At 30.7% G+C, this 14,409-nt stretch carries 19 protein-coding genes, 1 other RNA gene and 1 riboswitch; of the genes, 1 reads left to right on the top strand and 19 read right to left on the bottom strand.

The genetic code is table 11. The features are described 5' to 3' along the window. Positions 1 to 138 precede the first annotated feature (138 nt). Positions 139 to 780 (bottom strand): redox-sensing transcriptional repressor Rex, encoded by a 642-nt coding sequence (locus tag ACUV9F_RS01490; protein ID WP_446183926.1) that lies wholly within the window; start codon positions 778 to 780, stop codon positions 139 to 141. Between the two features lie 147 nt (positions 781 to 927). On the opposite strand from ACUV9F_RS01490, the gene ACUV9F_RS01485 reads away from it, so the two are divergent. Beyond that, positions 928 to 2,841 (top strand): ABC-F family ATP-binding cassette domain-containing protein, encoded by a 1,914-nt coding sequence (locus ACUV9F_RS01485; RefSeq protein ID WP_446183925.1) that lies wholly within the window; start codon positions 928 to 930, stop codon positions 2,839 to 2,841. 26 nt (positions 2,842 to 2,867) lie between these two features. On the opposite strand, the gene tsaD is transcribed toward ACUV9F_RS01485, so the two are convergent. From tsaD to ACUV9F_RS01395, 18 genes are all read right to left on the bottom strand, one after another. Next, a complete protein-coding gene (gene tsaD / locus ACUV9F_RS01480; RefSeq protein WP_446183924.1) occupies positions 2,868 to 3,881 on the bottom strand; it encodes a tRNA (adenosine(37)-N6)-threonylcarbamoyltransferase complex transferase subunit TsaD in 1,014 nt (337 codons plus the stop codon). 9 nt (positions 3,882 to 3,890) lie between these two features. After that, positions 3,891 to 4,418 (bottom strand): ribosomal protein S18-alanine N-acetyltransferase, encoded by a 528-nt coding sequence (gene rimI / locus ACUV9F_RS01475; RefSeq protein WP_446183923.1) that lies wholly within the window; start codon positions 4,416 to 4,418, stop codon positions 3,891 to 3,893. Next, complete coding sequence (gene tsaB, locus ACUV9F_RS01470; RefSeq protein WP_446183922.1) at positions 4,402 to 5,121, bottom strand: tRNA (adenosine(37)-N6)-threonylcarbamoyltransferase complex dimerization subunit type 1 TsaB; 720 nt, start codon at positions 5,119 to 5,121, stop codon at positions 4,402 to 4,404. Before tsaB ends, rimI begins: the two co-directional genes overlap by 17 nt. Before the next feature lie 60 nt (positions 5,122 to 5,181). After that, positions 5,182 to 5,709: a folate family ECF transporter S component gene (locus ACUV9F_RS01465; protein WP_446183921.1), complete on the bottom strand. Its 528-nt coding sequence runs from the start codon at positions 5,707 to 5,709 to the stop codon at positions 5,182 to 5,184. A gap of 36 nt (positions 5,710 to 5,745) precedes the next feature. Continuing rightward, positions 5,746 to 5,840: riboswitch (THF riboswitch) on the bottom strand. A gap of 52 nt (positions 5,841 to 5,892) precedes the next feature. Beyond that, positions 5,893 to 6,126 carry a hypothetical protein gene (locus tag ACUV9F_RS01460; protein WP_446183920.1) on the bottom strand — a complete coding sequence of 78 codons (234 nt, stop codon included), beginning with the start codon at positions 6,124 to 6,126 and terminating at the stop codon, positions 5,893 to 5,895. Positions 6,127 to 6,190: 64 nt separating this feature from the next. Continuing rightward, positions 6,191 to 6,922 carry an acyl-[acyl-carrier-protein] thioesterase gene (locus tag ACUV9F_RS01455; protein ID WP_446183919.1) on the bottom strand — a complete coding sequence of 244 codons (732 nt, stop codon included), beginning with the start codon at positions 6,920 to 6,922 and terminating at the stop codon, positions 6,191 to 6,193. A 9-nt stretch (positions 6,923 to 6,931) separates the two neighbouring features. Further along, positions 6,932 to 7,792, bottom strand: a complete 861-nt coding sequence (gene rsmI, locus ACUV9F_RS01450; RefSeq protein ID WP_446183918.1) for a 16S rRNA (cytidine(1402)-2'-O)-methyltransferase — start codon at positions 7,790 to 7,792, stop codon at positions 6,932 to 6,934. Positions 7,793 to 7,801: 9 nt separating this feature from the next. Further along, positions 7,802 to 8,146 carry an initiation control protein YabA gene (locus tag ACUV9F_RS01445; RefSeq protein ID WP_446183917.1) on the bottom strand — a complete coding sequence of 115 codons (345 nt, stop codon included), beginning with the start codon at positions 8,144 to 8,146 and terminating at the stop codon, positions 7,802 to 7,804. A 16-nt stretch (positions 8,147 to 8,162) separates the two neighbouring features. Continuing rightward, a complete protein-coding gene (locus ACUV9F_RS01440) occupies positions 8,163 to 9,107 on the bottom strand; it encodes a DNA polymerase III subunit delta' (RefSeq protein WP_446183916.1) in 945 nt (314 codons plus the stop codon). Positions 9,108 to 9,115: 8 nt separating this feature from the next. After that, complete coding sequence (locus tag ACUV9F_RS01435) at positions 9,116 to 9,439, bottom strand: cyclic-di-AMP receptor (protein WP_446183915.1); 324 nt, start codon at positions 9,437 to 9,439, stop codon at positions 9,116 to 9,118. 12 nt (positions 9,440 to 9,451) lie between these two features. Then, complete coding sequence (gene tmk / locus ACUV9F_RS01430; protein ID WP_446183914.1) at positions 9,452 to 10,093, bottom strand: dTMP kinase; 642 nt, start codon at positions 10,091 to 10,093, stop codon at positions 9,452 to 9,454. 83 nt (positions 10,094 to 10,176) lie between these two features. Beyond that, positions 10,177 to 10,389 (bottom strand): YaaL family protein, encoded by a 213-nt coding sequence (locus tag ACUV9F_RS01425; protein ID WP_446183913.1) that lies wholly within the window; start codon positions 10,387 to 10,389, stop codon positions 10,177 to 10,179. A 1-nt stretch (position 10,390) separates the two neighbouring features. Then, positions 10,391 to 10,990, bottom strand: a complete 600-nt coding sequence (gene recR, locus ACUV9F_RS01420) for a recombination mediator RecR (RefSeq protein WP_446183912.1) — start codon at positions 10,988 to 10,990, stop codon at positions 10,391 to 10,393. Position 10,991: 1 nt separating this feature from the next. After that, entirely contained in the window at positions 10,992 to 11,306 is a 315-nt protein-coding gene (locus ACUV9F_RS01415; RefSeq protein WP_446183911.1) for a YbaB/EbfC family nucleoid-associated protein, read from the bottom strand. 9 nt (positions 11,307 to 11,315) lie between these two features. Further along, positions 11,316 to 13,013: a DNA polymerase III subunit gamma/tau gene (dnaX, locus tag ACUV9F_RS01410; protein ID WP_446183910.1), complete on the bottom strand. Its 1,698-nt coding sequence runs from the start codon at positions 13,011 to 13,013 to the stop codon at positions 11,316 to 11,318. 96 nt (positions 13,014 to 13,109) lie between these two features. Next, positions 13,110 to 13,197: signal recognition particle sRNA small type (ffs, locus tag ACUV9F_RS01405), an RNA gene on the bottom strand. A 45-nt stretch (positions 13,198 to 13,242) separates the two neighbouring features. Continuing rightward, positions 13,243 to 13,737, bottom strand: a complete 495-nt coding sequence (locus ACUV9F_RS01400; protein WP_446183909.1) for a nucleoside deaminase — start codon at positions 13,735 to 13,737, stop codon at positions 13,243 to 13,245. Then, the gene (locus ACUV9F_RS01395; RefSeq protein ID WP_446183908.1) at positions 13,727 to 14,332 is read right to left on the bottom strand and encodes a class I SAM-dependent methyltransferase; all 606 of its coding nucleotides are present in this window, start codon (positions 14,330 to 14,332) and stop codon (positions 13,727 to 13,729) included. The genes ACUV9F_RS01400 and ACUV9F_RS01395 overlap by 11 nt, the downstream gene beginning before the upstream one ends. Between the last annotated feature and the right edge of the window lie 77 nt (positions 14,333 to 14,409).

The following is a 14,409-nucleotide window of genomic DNA, read 5'->3' as shown; positions in this document are numbered from 1 at the left end:
GCATTATATATTTTTTGTGCGTGCAGATAAGTTAATTAACTATTAGTAAAATATTTGCGGAACAAAAAAACATCCCCAAAAAGGATGTTTATAAAAAGTATAGCATGTATATTTTTGTTAAGGAAAATACGTCCTTTGCTAACTATTGTTTTCGTTTTCCATATTGTCTAAGAAATAAATTAATGTTTGTAGTTCATTAGCCAAATCAACGTTGTGAACTCGTATATCATCTGGTACAGATATCCGAATTGGCGTAAAGTTTAATATTCCTTTTACTCCAGCTTCAACTAAATCGTTAGCTGTTTTTTGAGCAACATCAACAGGAACCGACAAAATAACTATATCTATTTGTTGGAGTCTTAATTGATTTTGTAACTCTTCCATTCTATAAACTGGTACACCACTTTGTACTGTATCAACAATTTCAGAATTAACATCAAATGCTGCTGCTATTCGTACATTATTTGTTTGTGAAAAATTATAGTTTAATAAAGCATGTCCTAAATTACCAACACCTATCAACGCAACATTAGTTCTTTTATCTTGATTGAGTAATTTTTTGAAAAAAGCTAATAAATCCTCAACATCATACCCATATCCGCGTTTACCCAATGCACCAAAATATGAAAAATCACGTCTAATCGTTGCACTATCAACCTTTGTAGCTTCGGCAAGCTCTGATGATGACACCTTATCTGTTCCAGCATCATTTAAATATTGAAAATAACGATAATAAAGAGGCAAACGTCTAACAGTCGCCTTTGGAATTTTTTGATCCATAACTTCCCCCATGCTGTTCATTTTTTCACGTACTTTTATACTTATAGTATCTAATACCCATCAAAATTACAATAATCATTGTATAACTTTGTGAATTTTTTTTAATTAGATGTTACTATATTATTATTACAAACTAGGAGACATATTTTGATTTTATTACAAGTTAACAAGGTAGCTCGTTTTTTTGGAGTAGATAAACTTTTTTCAAATATTACTTTTTCAATCCAAGAAAATTCAAGAATTGGATTAGTTGGACGTAACGGAGTCGGTAAATCAACTCTATTAAAAATTATCAATGGACAAAATCCTCCAGATGAAGGCGAAGTTAGTAAAAGAAAAAACTTAAGCATTGGATATCAACAGCAATCATCAGGTCTTAATTTGAATAATACTATTTATTCTGAAATGCTAACTGTCTTCAAAGATTTACAAGCTCAAGAAGTTGAATTACGTAACTTAGAATCTCAAATGGCAAATGGAGATCCAGAATTATTAAAACACTATGATCAACTACAAAATGACTTTAAAAATAATAATGGATATGGCTATGAAGCTGAAATAAGGTCTGTTTTAGCAGGATTTTCTTTTCCTGAAGACACACATAACAAAAAAATATCAACTCTATCAGGTGGAGAAAAATCACGTCTTGCTTTGGCAAAACTACTATTAGAACACCATGATTTATTACTTCTTGATGAGCCAACTAACCACTTGGATATCCAAACATTAGAATGGTTAGAAAATTATCTAAAAAGCTATAATGGTGCTCTTTTAATAGTCTCTCACGATCAATACTTTTTAGATAAAGTTGTAAATGAGATAGTTGAAATCGATCATCACAGTTCAACTCATTATTCAGGTAATTACAGTTTTTATTTAAAAGAAAAAAAGAAAAATCAAGAGTTAGCTTGGAAGAAATACAATCAACAACAAGATGAAATAAAAAAATTACAGGAATTCGTTGATAAAAATATTGTTCGAGCTTCTACTACAAAACAAGCACAAAGCAGGCGCAAACAGCTTGAAAAAATGGAAATCATTGAAAAACCTCAAGGACAGATGGGAAGTGCCCGTTTTAGATTTTCTGCTAAGCGTCCAAGTGGAAAAGATGTACTAGCAGTTAAAGACTTAGCAGTAGGATATGATAGTAACAATATAATGTCAGAACCAATTAATTTTGAAGTAAAAAAAGATGAAAGAATCGGAATAATTGGTCAAAATGGCGTTGGTAAATCGACTTTATTAAAAACTATTTTAAACATTATTCCTGCTCTTAGAGGTAATATTTCTTTTGGAACTAACGTTGATATTGGATACTATGACCAAAATATTCAAAATCTAGACAATAAAAAAACTGTCTTTTCACAGATTCATGATGAACATCCCCTAATGACCGAACAAGAAGTTAGAAGTATTTTAGGGTCATTTTTATTCAGAGGAGATGATGTAACTAAACTTGTTTCATCTTTATCAGGAGGAGAAAGAGCACGTCTTCTTTTAACAAAGTTAAATATGGAACATGATAATTTCTTAATTATGGATGAACCTACAAACCACTTAGACATTGACAGTAAAGAGGTCTTAGAAGATGCATTGTCTGAGTTTGATGGGACTGTTTTATTCGTATCACATGATCGTTACCTTCTTAATACTTTAGCTACTAAAATTATTGAAATAACACCAAACGGAAGTATAACTTATCTTGGAACGTATGACTATTATGTAGAAAAAAAGAATGAAAATGACCTTCTTGAAGCTGCCGAAAATGCTAATACTCCTGTAGAAAAAACTATCAGTGATAAAAAATTATCCTACGAACAAAGTAAAGAAAAGCAAAAGCAACAAAGAAAAATTCAACGTGAAATCGATGAACTAGAAGCACAGATTGATAAAATTGAAACTAGAATTTCTGAAATTAATACTGCAATGTTTGATGAAAAACTTGTTAATGATTACGAAAAAATGTCAAATTTACAAAAAGAATTAAATACACTTTCTTTACAATTACCTGAACTAGAATCAAAGTGGACTGAAAAAAGTGAAGAACTAGAAAACATTTAAAAAAGCTTGCCTATTGGCAAGCTTTTTTATTCAAAGTCTAAACTTGGATCTGCGTTTAATGATAATTCTGTAAAATTATTTTTATCATATTCCACTTGAGCAGCCGCACCAATCATTGCCGCATTATCCCCACATAATCTTATAGGTGGAACTATTAGGTCTAAATCTAGATTGCGTTTTGTAATCTCATCTGCAAATCTTTTCTTTAAACCACTATTTGCAGCCACACCACCAGCTACAATTAATTGCTTCACTGGATTATTTTTTAATGCTCTAAATGTTTTTTCAGTGAGTATATCTACAACACATTCTTGAAAACTAGTAGCTAAGTCATTTTTATCCAATTTTTCTCCAACTTGATCAGCATGATGAACAGTGTTTATAAAGGCACTCTTTAGTCCACTAAAACTAAAATCAAGATTATCTTCTTGTAACATCGCTCTTGGAAAGCCAAAAGTATCATTACCTAACTGAGCCATTTGATCAATTTGTTTACCTGCAGGATATTTTAGTCCTAACACACGACCAATTTTATCAAATGCCTCACCAACCGCGTCATCCCTTGTATCACCAAGTCTTTTAAATTCTCCTGGGCTATCTACTCTTACAATTTCCGTATGTCCACCGGAAACAATTAAAGCCATGAAAGGATATTTCAAATCACTTACAAGATTTGCAGCATAAATATGGCCAGCCAAATGATTTACTTTAATCAAAGGCAAATTATGTGCAAAAGCTATACTTTTAGCCGCCATAATCCCAATTAATAAAGATCCTACTAAACCTGGCCCATAAGTTACTGCTACTGCATCTAAATCTTCATAAGTTACTCCTGCTTCCTTTAAGGCTAAATCAGTACAGATTGTAATTTGTTCAACATGATGTCTGCTGGCAACTTCGGGCACAACACCACCAAATCTTTGGTGGCTTTTAATTTGAGTGGCAATTATATTTGAAAGTATTTCTTTTCCATTTTTTATAACGGCGACACTAGTTTCATCGCAGCTAGACTCAAATGCCAAAATAAGCGTATCTTTCACTTGTTTCTCCTAATCCTTATTGATATGTTTACACAACTCAATTGCATCGTGTCCATTATCATAATAGTTTTTATTAACTCGTATTTCATTAAACTCTAACGATTTATATAGTCTAATTGCATTATCATTTTTTGAATCAACTTCTAAAGTTAATTTTTTAAAATCATTTTCTTGAACCATTTTAAACAAAATTTCTAACAAAAAATGACCTACACCATTATTTTGAAATTCAGGAATAACTCCTATATTAGTAATGTGTGCTTCATTTTTATTTCTTTTAGATAGTCCAACTATACCAACAATATCGTTTCTTTGTTCAACTAATAAATAGATGTTTTTTCGGTTTGTTAATTCAAAAATATAAGTTTGTTTACTCCATGGTTGAAAAACTGGGAAAATTAATTTTTGTATTTTAAATAACTCTTCCACGTCCTCAAGATTAGCTTCTCTTATTTTAAAATTTATATCATTTAAAATAATATTTTGTTCTTGAAAACTAAAAGGTTTTTTTAATAAATTTTTAAACCCTTTTAACATAATTATCATCAATATCCTTATTATCTCTATTCTTTAGCCAATCATATTCAGCTTTGGTATATCTGAGATACTTAGGAATAAAATCATCAATATTTTCAACTGGTTTGATTGATTTTGATAATTCAACTAGATTATGAGCATTAGGCTTATACAGATCAGAAAAGTCTACATTGTTTAGTTGATTATTAGCTTTTTGCTGAAGTTCATCAATATCTGTACCTACAAAAATCACTTTATCATCAATATCTTTTAGTTGATTTATTAAATCATCAATTGTGTAATGTCCATCTTCTAATTTTGAAATAAGTACATTATCTTGCCATTTATAGGCACCTGCGAAAACATTACTTCTTCTAGCATCAAAATATGGAACAATAATAACATCTTGTTTATTAATATTTGCAGCAATTAATTCTAGGCTTGAAACACCTTTTAAATCAATATTTAAAGTCCAAGCAAGTGTTTTAGCAGTAGTTACAGCTATTCTAACTCCTGTAAAAGATCCAGGTCCTTGAGCAACTATAATCTGATCAATATCTTTCATAGTTAATTCAGCTTTTTTTAGCGATTCATCTATTGCCGGTAAAAGCGTGATACTATGAGTCTTTTTTTCATCACTAAAATATGAAGATAGTTGTTTACCGTCTTCATCTATAGAAACAGATAGTACTGTATTTGAAGTATCAAAAGCTAATGTTTTCATATATTTATAAATCCTACGTTTTTTTCTATTTTAACATTAAAAAAAGAGCTCTTCAGCTCTTTAGTTAATTCTTCTAAATTTTGATCTATCAACCCAAGCCAAAACTAACCATAAAATAATAGTTTGTATTGGAAGAGTTATAAGTTCTTTAGGCAATCGAATCAAAAATAACTTACTAAATGGAACTGCTCCCATCATGCTTATCCAAAGCGTTGTGAAAAACATATTAATAATTACAACTATTAATGTGACTACTAATAAAACTCTCCAAAAAGTTATTTTCTTTTGAAATAGCACCAGTCCATATATAAATCCTGCGATTCCGGCGGACAATGTGAATCCCCAGAAAAAACCAGCAGGATCAGGAAATACAACATTAGCAATAATATCCGTTAACATCCCTGCAATAGTTGCTTTAATTGGTCCAAAATAATATCCAATTAAACCAGTTGCTATAAATCCAAAACCTACTTTGACAATACTTGTTCCTACTGTCAACTTACTCAAAATTATCTGTAATGCTATTAATGCTGCAAGCCAAGTCAATTCTCGAACGCGAAAAGCATTTGTTTTTGCACTATTATTCATTACGGACACCTCCTATTAAAGAGCTGCCACAAAAAGCGTGGCGAATGCGGAAATAAAATCGCGAGTAATCTCTTCGTCCAACGTTCACATTCCGTTCCGTCGGCACTTAACGCTTTAATTCCTACTCCATTATTTTGAAAACTTAATTATAATAGCACAATTTCAAAAAAAGACCTAAGATTATTACTCTTCTCTAAAATCATGATCATAATCATCATTCTTTTTAACATGCTGTCTGCTTACAACTCTTCTTGGTCTTAATAATAAAAGAGGTATTACTATTAAAAATACCCACCACAAATGGAAGAACAAGCTTACTAAGCCAGCAACCAAAAAGAATGGAAAAATAAACCAAGCAAAACTGCCTAAAAATCTAAACATTAATATTGTTATAAGTATGAACCACAAAAAGCCCATTTTTTTACTTCCTTTTATTGAATTTGAGAGTATTCTACTCCTTCAATAAAAAAAATCAAGTGATTTATTTCCACTTGATAATTAATTCTGCATTCTTTTTTTCTTCGGTTTCAATTCGGTGATATGTCAATAGTTCTTTTTCATCTATTTTTACAAAAGACCGTGGATTATCTCCATAAACCAATTCGTTTTCATATTTTATATCTACAGTTTTTATTGAATGTTCATTTAAAAAATCTATATCTAAATTATCTAGTGCCCAGTCAAAATAATAAGAATTATTAACATGTTGATTAATGTCAATATTGTAATATCCAATATGTATATCACGTTTATTATCTTCAAAATCAGTTTTTTTAATTCTAGGAAATTTTTCCATACCTGTTAATGCTATTGATCCCAGTGGCTGAACAATTTCTGGAGTTATTTTAACCATTGATCTTTTTTTAATATCAATTAATACAAAAATACTATTAATCTTAACTAATTCATTACCTTCTAAATCTTTAATCCAGAAATCACGGTAACAAAAGAATTTATTATAACTCTTAGCTTGAGTTGAAATATCTATTTCTTCATTCACTTTCGGCATACGGGTTATATCAATATGATACTGAGTTACAACCCATCCAAGCCCTTTTTCTACCATACTTTCACCATCTAAATGTAAACTATTTAGTTGGTTTTCTGATACTAGCAAAACAAAGTTTAACATTGAAGATAAACTCATCTCACTATTTTTGTTGGTGAAAAAAAATGGTACGTTATGTCTTTGCGTATATATATCTGCCGTCATTTTATTTCCTCATAATTCATGATAAATATCATAAACTTCATTTTTAGATTTATTAACCAAATTAGCAATCTCTTTAATAGCAGCCTTAGGCTTATAGCCATCATCAATCAATGCTTGTACTTCTTTTTTTATATCAGTATTATCGACATTAATTTCACTAACTTGCTTTTTACCAGAGACAACTATCACAAATTCACCCTTAGGATCATGTTCAACAAACCATTGTTTCACTTCTTTGATAGCTCCTCTAACAAACGATTCATGAATTTTGGTTAGTTCTCGTGCAGTGACAATTTGTCTATCATCACCAGCAACTTTTCTTATATCATCTAGTGTTTTTAACACTCTAAAAGGAGATTCATATATTATTGAAGTCTCAACTCTATTAACTATATCTTCAATTTCTTCATTTCTTTGTTTCCCTTTTCGAGTTAAAAATCCATAAAAGTAAAATGGCTGCGGAACAAGCCCTGAAGCTATTAATGCTGTTATTGAAGCAGTTGCACCTGGGAGAGGAATTACATTTATTCCTTGTTTTATTGCTTCTTGTACTAGTTCTTTACCCGGGTCACTTATGCTAGGAGTTCCAGCATCTGACACTTGTGCAATATTTATACCCTTTTTCAATTTTTCAATTAATTCAGGAATACGTTGCACTTTATTGTGTTCATGAAAACTTATTTGTGTGGTGTCTATTTTAAAATGGTTCAATAAATTTTTTGTGTTTCTTGTATCTTCAGCTGCAATCAAATCAACATCTTCTAGTTGTCTAACTGCTCTAAACGTCATATCTTCAAGATTTCCAATGGGAGTTGGTATTAAAAAAAGAGACCCAAATGAATTATCTTGAAAACTCTTTTGTTCATTCATTTATGTCCCTCAATTCACTTTAGATTTATTATCACTTCTGCCATAAATGATTCCTAAGCAAAATGCACATTCCTCGTTATCCTTACGATGAGACCCATACATCGGAGTACATACATGATACCCTTGGCTATATAGTTTTTCTAAATTTTGATGTGCTTGCGATACATCGTCATTTGCTTTAGCAGAATTTTTATTGTTCAACTTATTACGTAAATTATCATTTTCAATTTTAAGTTCAGCGTTTTCAACAAGAATTGATGATAGTCCCTCTTGCATGTCCTTAATCTTAGCATTTAAATCTTTTGCCTGGGCAAGAAGCTTTTCAAACTCTTGGAAATAATCTTTTTGTACCATTAATTATCCCAACCCCTTAATTTTTTATTAAACTCAAAGTTAATGCTTCTAAACATGCTTGAAATGCTACATTACTCTTCCACTTCTTCACAGTTTCTAAGTAAAGATCAATCTGCTTAGTTAATTGTCTAATTGTTGTTGATTCACTCAGATCTTTAGCAAGTATAAGTTCTTTATTTAAATCATATTTAAATGATATCTCATCACTGAACAGTTTTTCAACTATATCCCAGAATAATTCTTGCTTATCTCTATTATCTACAAGTGTTTTAATTTTAGTTTGAATATTTACAAAAGCGCTCATATCCTGGTTTTGAATTCTTTCAAACCAATTTATTACTATTTCTAAAAATTCTGAAAATGATTTATCGTCAAACTCTAAAATATTTTTTAATTCGGTAGTTTTATCAATAATATTTATATTTTTTTCAGAAAACCCTTTTTCCTTTAAACTATCAGCTAATGAACTGTTGTCAGTTATATTTATTTTGAATGTTTGTACTCGTGATAATATAGTTGGCAAAATTTGGTTTTTTGAATCTGTTAATAATATTATTAATACTTGCCCTTCAGGCTCTTCAATAAATTTCAATAAATTATTGGCTGCTTGAGGAGTCATTTTTTGAGCATCATTAATAATTAATATTTTTGTATCACCTTGAGTCGCACTTGTTGACATAGCTTCTTTATACATTTTAACTACATCTACACCAATGCTTCTCTTGTCTGTATCTATTTCTAATACATCTGGATTATCATTTAAATCAATCGTCTTACATGCGACACATTGCATGCATGGTAATCCATCATGTAAATTTTGGCAAAATCTTGACTTCGCCAAAAACAACGCCATTTCATGGCGCTGCTGTGTGTTTCCACCCTCAAATAAATAAGCATGGGCTAAACGTTTATTATTAATAATACTTTTAAATTCTTGAATAATCTGATTATCTAATGACATATTTTCCCTTAAAATCTATGAAATCCTTCAACTGGAAGAATGAATACAGTTGCTCCACCAACTTGAACTTCAACTGGTGTCTGCATTGTAGCATCAGCAGCCATACTTATTGGTGGTGTCATAAATTGTTGTCTCGTATGTGAAGTTGATTTAATTATATCTAGAATTTCATCAATTTTTTCATCCTCAGCACCAATCATAAACGTTGTATTACCAGATCTTAAAAAACCACCTGTGGAAGCTAGTTTTGTTGTTCTAACATTTGCATTCATCAACGCATCGCCTAATTCCGCGCTATCTTTATCTTGAACAATCGCAATAATCATTTTCATAATAATTTCCTCCTATTCAAAAACCCTTGGGAATTTGTTTAATATTAATTCTAATACATCCAAAGCAACTTTTGTTGGATCTTGATTTGCATTTATTATTTTTATACGTTCAGGATTTTGTTTTTGCAATTCTAAGTACGTATTTCTGACTCTTTGATGAAATTCCAACTTTTCTTTTTCTAAACGATCTTCAGTACCTGAACGATCTTTTTTTATACGTTCAAGACCAACCTCTGAAGGAATGTCAAAATATACTGTCAATTTGGGCATAATACCTTCGATTGCAAAATCGTTTATACTTGCAACTTCTTCAATACCGATTTGTCTTCCACCACCTTGATAAGCAATTGAACTATCAACAAATCGATCGCTTAAAACAATCTTATCTTCATTAAGTGCAGGAATCACAATATCAATCAAATGTTGTCGGCGTTGTGCTGCATATAATAAAGCTTCTGTTCTATCATCCATTTCTAAATTTTTAACATCTAAAATTAAGTCACGAATTTTTTCAGCAATTGCACTTCCACCAGGTTCTCTAGTAGAAATAATTTCCCTACTAGTTTTACTTTTTAATTCTGGCAATATTTTATTGAGTGCAGTAGTCTTACCCGCACCGTCCGGACCTTCAAATGAAATAAACAAACCACTCATACATTAATACCTCTTTCATATAGTTACTATATTACTTTAATTAGGGTACAAAAAAAAGAGTATCGGCGTAAGGAATACTCTCTTTAGTTTGCTTTAACATTTCTATTACGCGCTTGTTTATATAAAAAACGATGCTTTGCTTTTTGAGTTTTAACTCTTAATAACATTTCATCAGAAATATCAACTGCATGCTCTTGTATTACATGTAAGTTATTAATCTTTGTTTGCACTTTATCAATCTCAGATAATAATCTGTTATCTTCTTTTTCTTTATACATTTTTTTGCTTTTAAACATACTAAATCTCCCTACGACCTGAAACTGCTCGTTGCAGTGTCATTTCATCTGCATATTCGATATCAGCTCCAACAGATAATCCATGAGCTAATCTTGTAACTTTAATTCCTGCAGGCTTAATTAATTTTGAAAGATACATAGCTGTTGCTTCTCCATCAGGTGTTGCGTTTGTTGCAATTATAATTTCACTTACCTGATTATTATCTTTAAGTCTATTCAATAGTTGTTTAATATTCAAGTCTTCCGGTCCAATTCCATCAATTGGTGATAAAACTCCACCTAATACTTGATATAATCCATCATATGTATTCATTTCATCAAATACCATGATATCTCTAACTTGTTCAACTACTAAAATAGTTGATTGATCTCTTGTTTTATCCTTACAGATATCGCAAATGTCATCTTCAGTAATATTCCCACATATTCTACAAAACTTTAAATCTTTTTTTGTAGCAATAAGAGATTGAGAAAAATCAGTGACGTCATCTTTTTCCATATTTAATGTATAAAAAGCTAGTCTCGTAGCTGTCTTTTTACCTATTCCTGGTAGCTTCATAAAACTTTCAATTAATTGTGCTATTGGTCTTGGATATTGCATTTTATAGTCCCTTAGCGTATTTTCCTAATTTTTTTTCAGTAGTTTCTGCAATTGATTTTTCACCCTCATTAATTGCCATTATCAATAAATCTTGAAGCATATCAGGATCTTCGGGATCAATTACTTTAGGATCAATTTTAATATCTGTAACTTCGTGCTTACCATTAAAAGTCACCACTACTAAATCATCTGCTGACTTACCAACAAATTCTTGTTCATCAATTTCTTTTTGAGCTGCTGTCATTTCCTTTTGCATTTTTTGAACTTGTTTCATCATTCCTGCCATATTTCCTGGCATTTGAGGCATTCCCTTCATATTTACCACCTAATCTTCCTTTATATTTATGTTTTCTTTGCCAAATAAATTTTCAGCAATTTTTACTGCTTTTGATTCTTGCTCTGTACTAGTATCTATTTCATCTTCTTCAGAATTTTTTAAATCTGCACCATGCTCTTGAATATATTCATGTCTAATTTCTGGCCATTGGTTCTTTGCTACCAAAACAATATCCATGTTTCTTTTGACTAAACTATTTAAGTTGTTTTTTAATGTATCCATCATTTCTTGATCTTGTGTGACCTTTTCAAACCAAAGAGCATAATCAAAGGCAACAACAACACCTTCATTGCTTGCTGCTACAGGGTTTGATACGTTCATCATTGCCCTTTGTGTTATTGGTAGCATTTGCATCATATCAGGCCAAATTTCACGAACTTCATTCAATGCTTCTTTAGTTGCAGCTTTCAATATATCAAATATAGCGGGTTTATTACTACTGATACTTTTCTTAGAACTTTTCTTTCTGACTGCTTTTTTTTCTTGAATACTTACTTTAGAAGTTGAACTTAATTTTTCTTGAAGCTGACTAATCTTATTTTCTAATTGTGAAATTTTATCGTTTAATTTCGAATCACTTTCTATAACATTATTTTGTGATTTTGTTTCTTCCTTAGAAGCGGCCTTAACTGTCATAATTTCTAAGTAAATATCTATTTGATTTGAATTTTTTAAGTTTCTTTGGGTATCACTTACAATATTTACAATATTAAATAATCTGTCTTGGGTAAATAAATCTTTAATTTCTTCTAAATCTTTTTTTATTGAAGTTTGAGATATTTGTTCTACATTATCAGATTTTAATAATATCAAATCTCTACATAAAGTAATGATACTTTCGGTAAGCCTTTGAGGTGATCTACCAGTTGCAAGAATATTATTTAATTTTTTTAGTGCTTCTGAAGTATTGTTCTCGGCTATGTCTTTAAAGTAAGAAAGTAACTGATCGTTTCTCAGTGCTCCCGTGACTTGTAAAGCATTATCTAAAGTTAATTCATCATCTCCAAATGAAATTGCTTGATCCATAATACTTAATGCATCACGCATACCACCCTCAGCTGCAGTAGCAATTATATTAACCGCTTCATCGTCAAATTTGATTTTTTGATCATTTAAAACAAATTCAAGTCTTTGTATAATTTCAGATTTACTAATTCTTCTGAAGTCAAATCTTTGTGTTCTAGAAATTATCGTAGCTGGTATTTTTTGTGGCTCTGTTGTTGCAAGAATGAATACTACTTTAGCAGGTGGTTCTTCTAATGTTTTTAAAAGTGCATTAAATGCACCTTGAGACAGCATATGAACTTCATCAATAATATAAACTTTATACTCTGCTTGTGTCGGCGCATATTTTGCTTTGTCTCTAATTTCACGGATTTCTTCAACACCATTATTTGAAGCAGCATCTATTTCAATAATATCATTTAATCTATTTTCATTAGCATCTTTACAAATTTCACATTCATTACAAGGCTCACCATCTTGTGGGTTCAAGCAATTAATTGCTTTAGCCAAAATTTTGGCACAAGATGTTTTTCCAGTACCTCTAGGTCCACAAAATAGATAGGCATGACTAGTTCTTTTATTTTGAACAGCATTTTTTAACGTCTTCGTAATTACTTCTTGGCCGACAACGCTACTAAAGTCTTGTGGTCGAAATACACGATATAAAGCTTGATATGCCATCTATGAACTCCTTAATTAATCTAATATCTAATGTTTTAATTATACTTTACTTTCTATAAATAAAAAACTCCCAGCTAATTGCTGAGAGTGTTGATTTACAAACATAAGGCACATGACGCAACCTACTTAGTGCTGCTTTCTTCCGAACCTGACACGATTCATAAGAGCACCATTGCCTATGGCCTTGCGGCAAATACTATATTAACAAAAAAATACTAAAATTACCATATTAAGACTTATTTTTTTTTCGAATTTCTTGAAAAAAATCTTTCAAAATTGTTGCACATTCATCTTCTTTAACACCTGAAACAATATCAGATTGATGGTTATATCGTGCATCTGTCAATAAATGGTTTAGTGTGTCTACTGACCCAGCCTTTAAATCTTTAGCACCGTACACAACATTTGGAATTCTACTATTTATTATTGCACCAGCACACATTGGACACGGCTCAAGAGTAACAAATAATGTAGTATTCTCTAATCGCCAAATATTAATTTTTTTACAAGATTCTTGAATTGCTTCAATTTCTGCGTGCCAAACTGAATCTTGAAGAGTCTCACGTTTATTAAACCCTTTCCCTATTATTTTTTTGGTTTTATTATCTACAACAATTGCTCCGATAGGTACTTCAGCAATTTCTTTTGCTAATTGAGCTTGTTGTAATGCTAAATCCATAAATAACTCTAATTCATTTTCAGTAAATATTTCATCAGTCTTCATTAATTGATTTTATTATGTAATATCCTTTATCTTTATTTACTATTTCAGCATTTCCAAATGTTTTTAACATTAATTTTTTTGCAGATGGAGCTCCTTGTTTTTTTTGAATTACCACCCAAATGCTGCCTCCAGTAATCAAATGAGCTTTTGAACCTGTTATCATTTCGTTGACAACATCTTTTCCAGCTCTTATAGGAGGGTTCGTTAAAATAGATGCATATTTATCATCTATATTTTCATAAATGGACGATTCTTTAATAGTTATATTATTAATTTTATTTATTTCGGCATTTTTTCTTGCTAATTCTAATGCACGATTGTTTACGTCTGATAAAGTAACATGGCGCTTTGTTAGTGATTTAGCTAGTGACAGTCCAATTGGGCCATATCCACAGCCTAGGTCTAATATATCCCCTTCTGGAACTTGTGATTCATTAAAAGTATTGATCAATACTCTTGAACCGTAATCGACAGTGGTTTTGGAAAAAACTCCATTATCAGTTTCAAATTTTAATTTGTTACCTAATAAAATAAAATCCCACACTTTTATATTATGTTCAGAATTAGGATTGCTTTCAAAATATTGTTCAGACAATGGCTTTCTCCTAAAATTTTATTAACTTAATTTTACTAAAGTTCTGCAAACAAAAAAAGCCTCCATTCAGAGACTTT

The organism is Daquilactobacillus linshuiensis, assembly GCF_052828685.1.
The sequence above is the reverse complement of the archived record's forward strand: the minus strand, read 5'-3'. Positions and strand labels throughout refer to the sequence as shown.

Bases quoted from the DNA above. Each gene is read 5' to 3' on its own strand.
- ACUV9F_RS01490 (WP_446183926.1), bottom strand. From the start codon at position 780: ATGGATCAAAAAATTCCAAAGGCGACTGTTAGACGTTTGCCTCTTTAT.
- ACUV9F_RS01440 (WP_446183916.1), bottom strand. From the start codon at position 9,107: ATGTCATTAGATAATCAGATTATTCAAGAATTTAAAAGTATTATTAAT.
- dnaX (WP_446183910.1), bottom strand. From the start codon at position 13,013: ATGGCATATCAAGCTTTATATCGTGTATTTCGACCACAAGACTTTAGT.
- rimI (WP_446183923.1), bottom strand. From the start codon at position 4,418: ATGTTAAAAGGGTTTAAAAATTTATTAAAAAAACCTTTTAGTTTTCAA.
- ACUV9F_RS01435 (WP_446183915.1), bottom strand. From the start codon at position 9,439: ATGAAAATGATTATTGCGATTGTTCAAGATAAAGATAGCGCGGAATTA.
- ACUV9F_RS01445 (WP_446183917.1), bottom strand. From the start codon at position 8,146: ATGGTACAAAAAGATTATTTCCAAGAGTTTGAAAAGCTTCTTGCCCAG.
- recR (WP_446183912.1), bottom strand. From the start codon at position 10,990: ATGCAATATCCAAGACCAATAGCACAATTAATTGAAAGTTTTATGAAG.
- ACUV9F_RS01415 (WP_446183911.1), bottom strand. From the start codon at position 11,306: ATGAAGGGAATGCCTCAAATGCCAGGAAATATGGCAGGAATGATGAAA.
- ACUV9F_RS01460 (WP_446183920.1), bottom strand. From the start codon at position 6,126: ATGGGCTTTTTGTGGTTCATACTTATAACAATATTAATGTTTAGATTT.
- tmk (WP_446183914.1), bottom strand. From the start codon at position 10,093: ATGAGTGGTTTGTTTATTTCATTTGAAGGTCCGGACGGTGCGGGTAAG.
- rsmI (WP_446183918.1), bottom strand. From the start codon at position 7,792: ATGAATGAACAAAAGAGTTTTCAAGATAATTCATTTGGGTCTCTTTTT.
- ACUV9F_RS01425 (WP_446183913.1), bottom strand. From the start codon at position 10,389: ATGTTTAAAAGCAAAAAAATGTATAAAGAAAAAGAAGATAACAGATTA.
- ACUV9F_RS01455 (WP_446183919.1), bottom strand. From the start codon at position 6,922: ATGACGGCAGATATATATACGCAAAGACATAACGTACCATTTTTTTTC.
- ACUV9F_RS01465 (WP_446183921.1), bottom strand. From the start codon at position 5,709: ATGAATAATAGTGCAAAAACAAATGCTTTTCGCGTTCGAGAATTGACT.
- ACUV9F_RS01400 (WP_446183909.1), bottom strand. From the start codon at position 13,737: ATGAAGACTGATGAAATATTTACTGAAAATGAATTAGAGTTATTTATG.
- tsaB (WP_446183922.1), bottom strand. From the start codon at position 5,121: ATGAAAACATTAGCTTTTGATACTTCAAATACAGTACTATCTGTTTCT.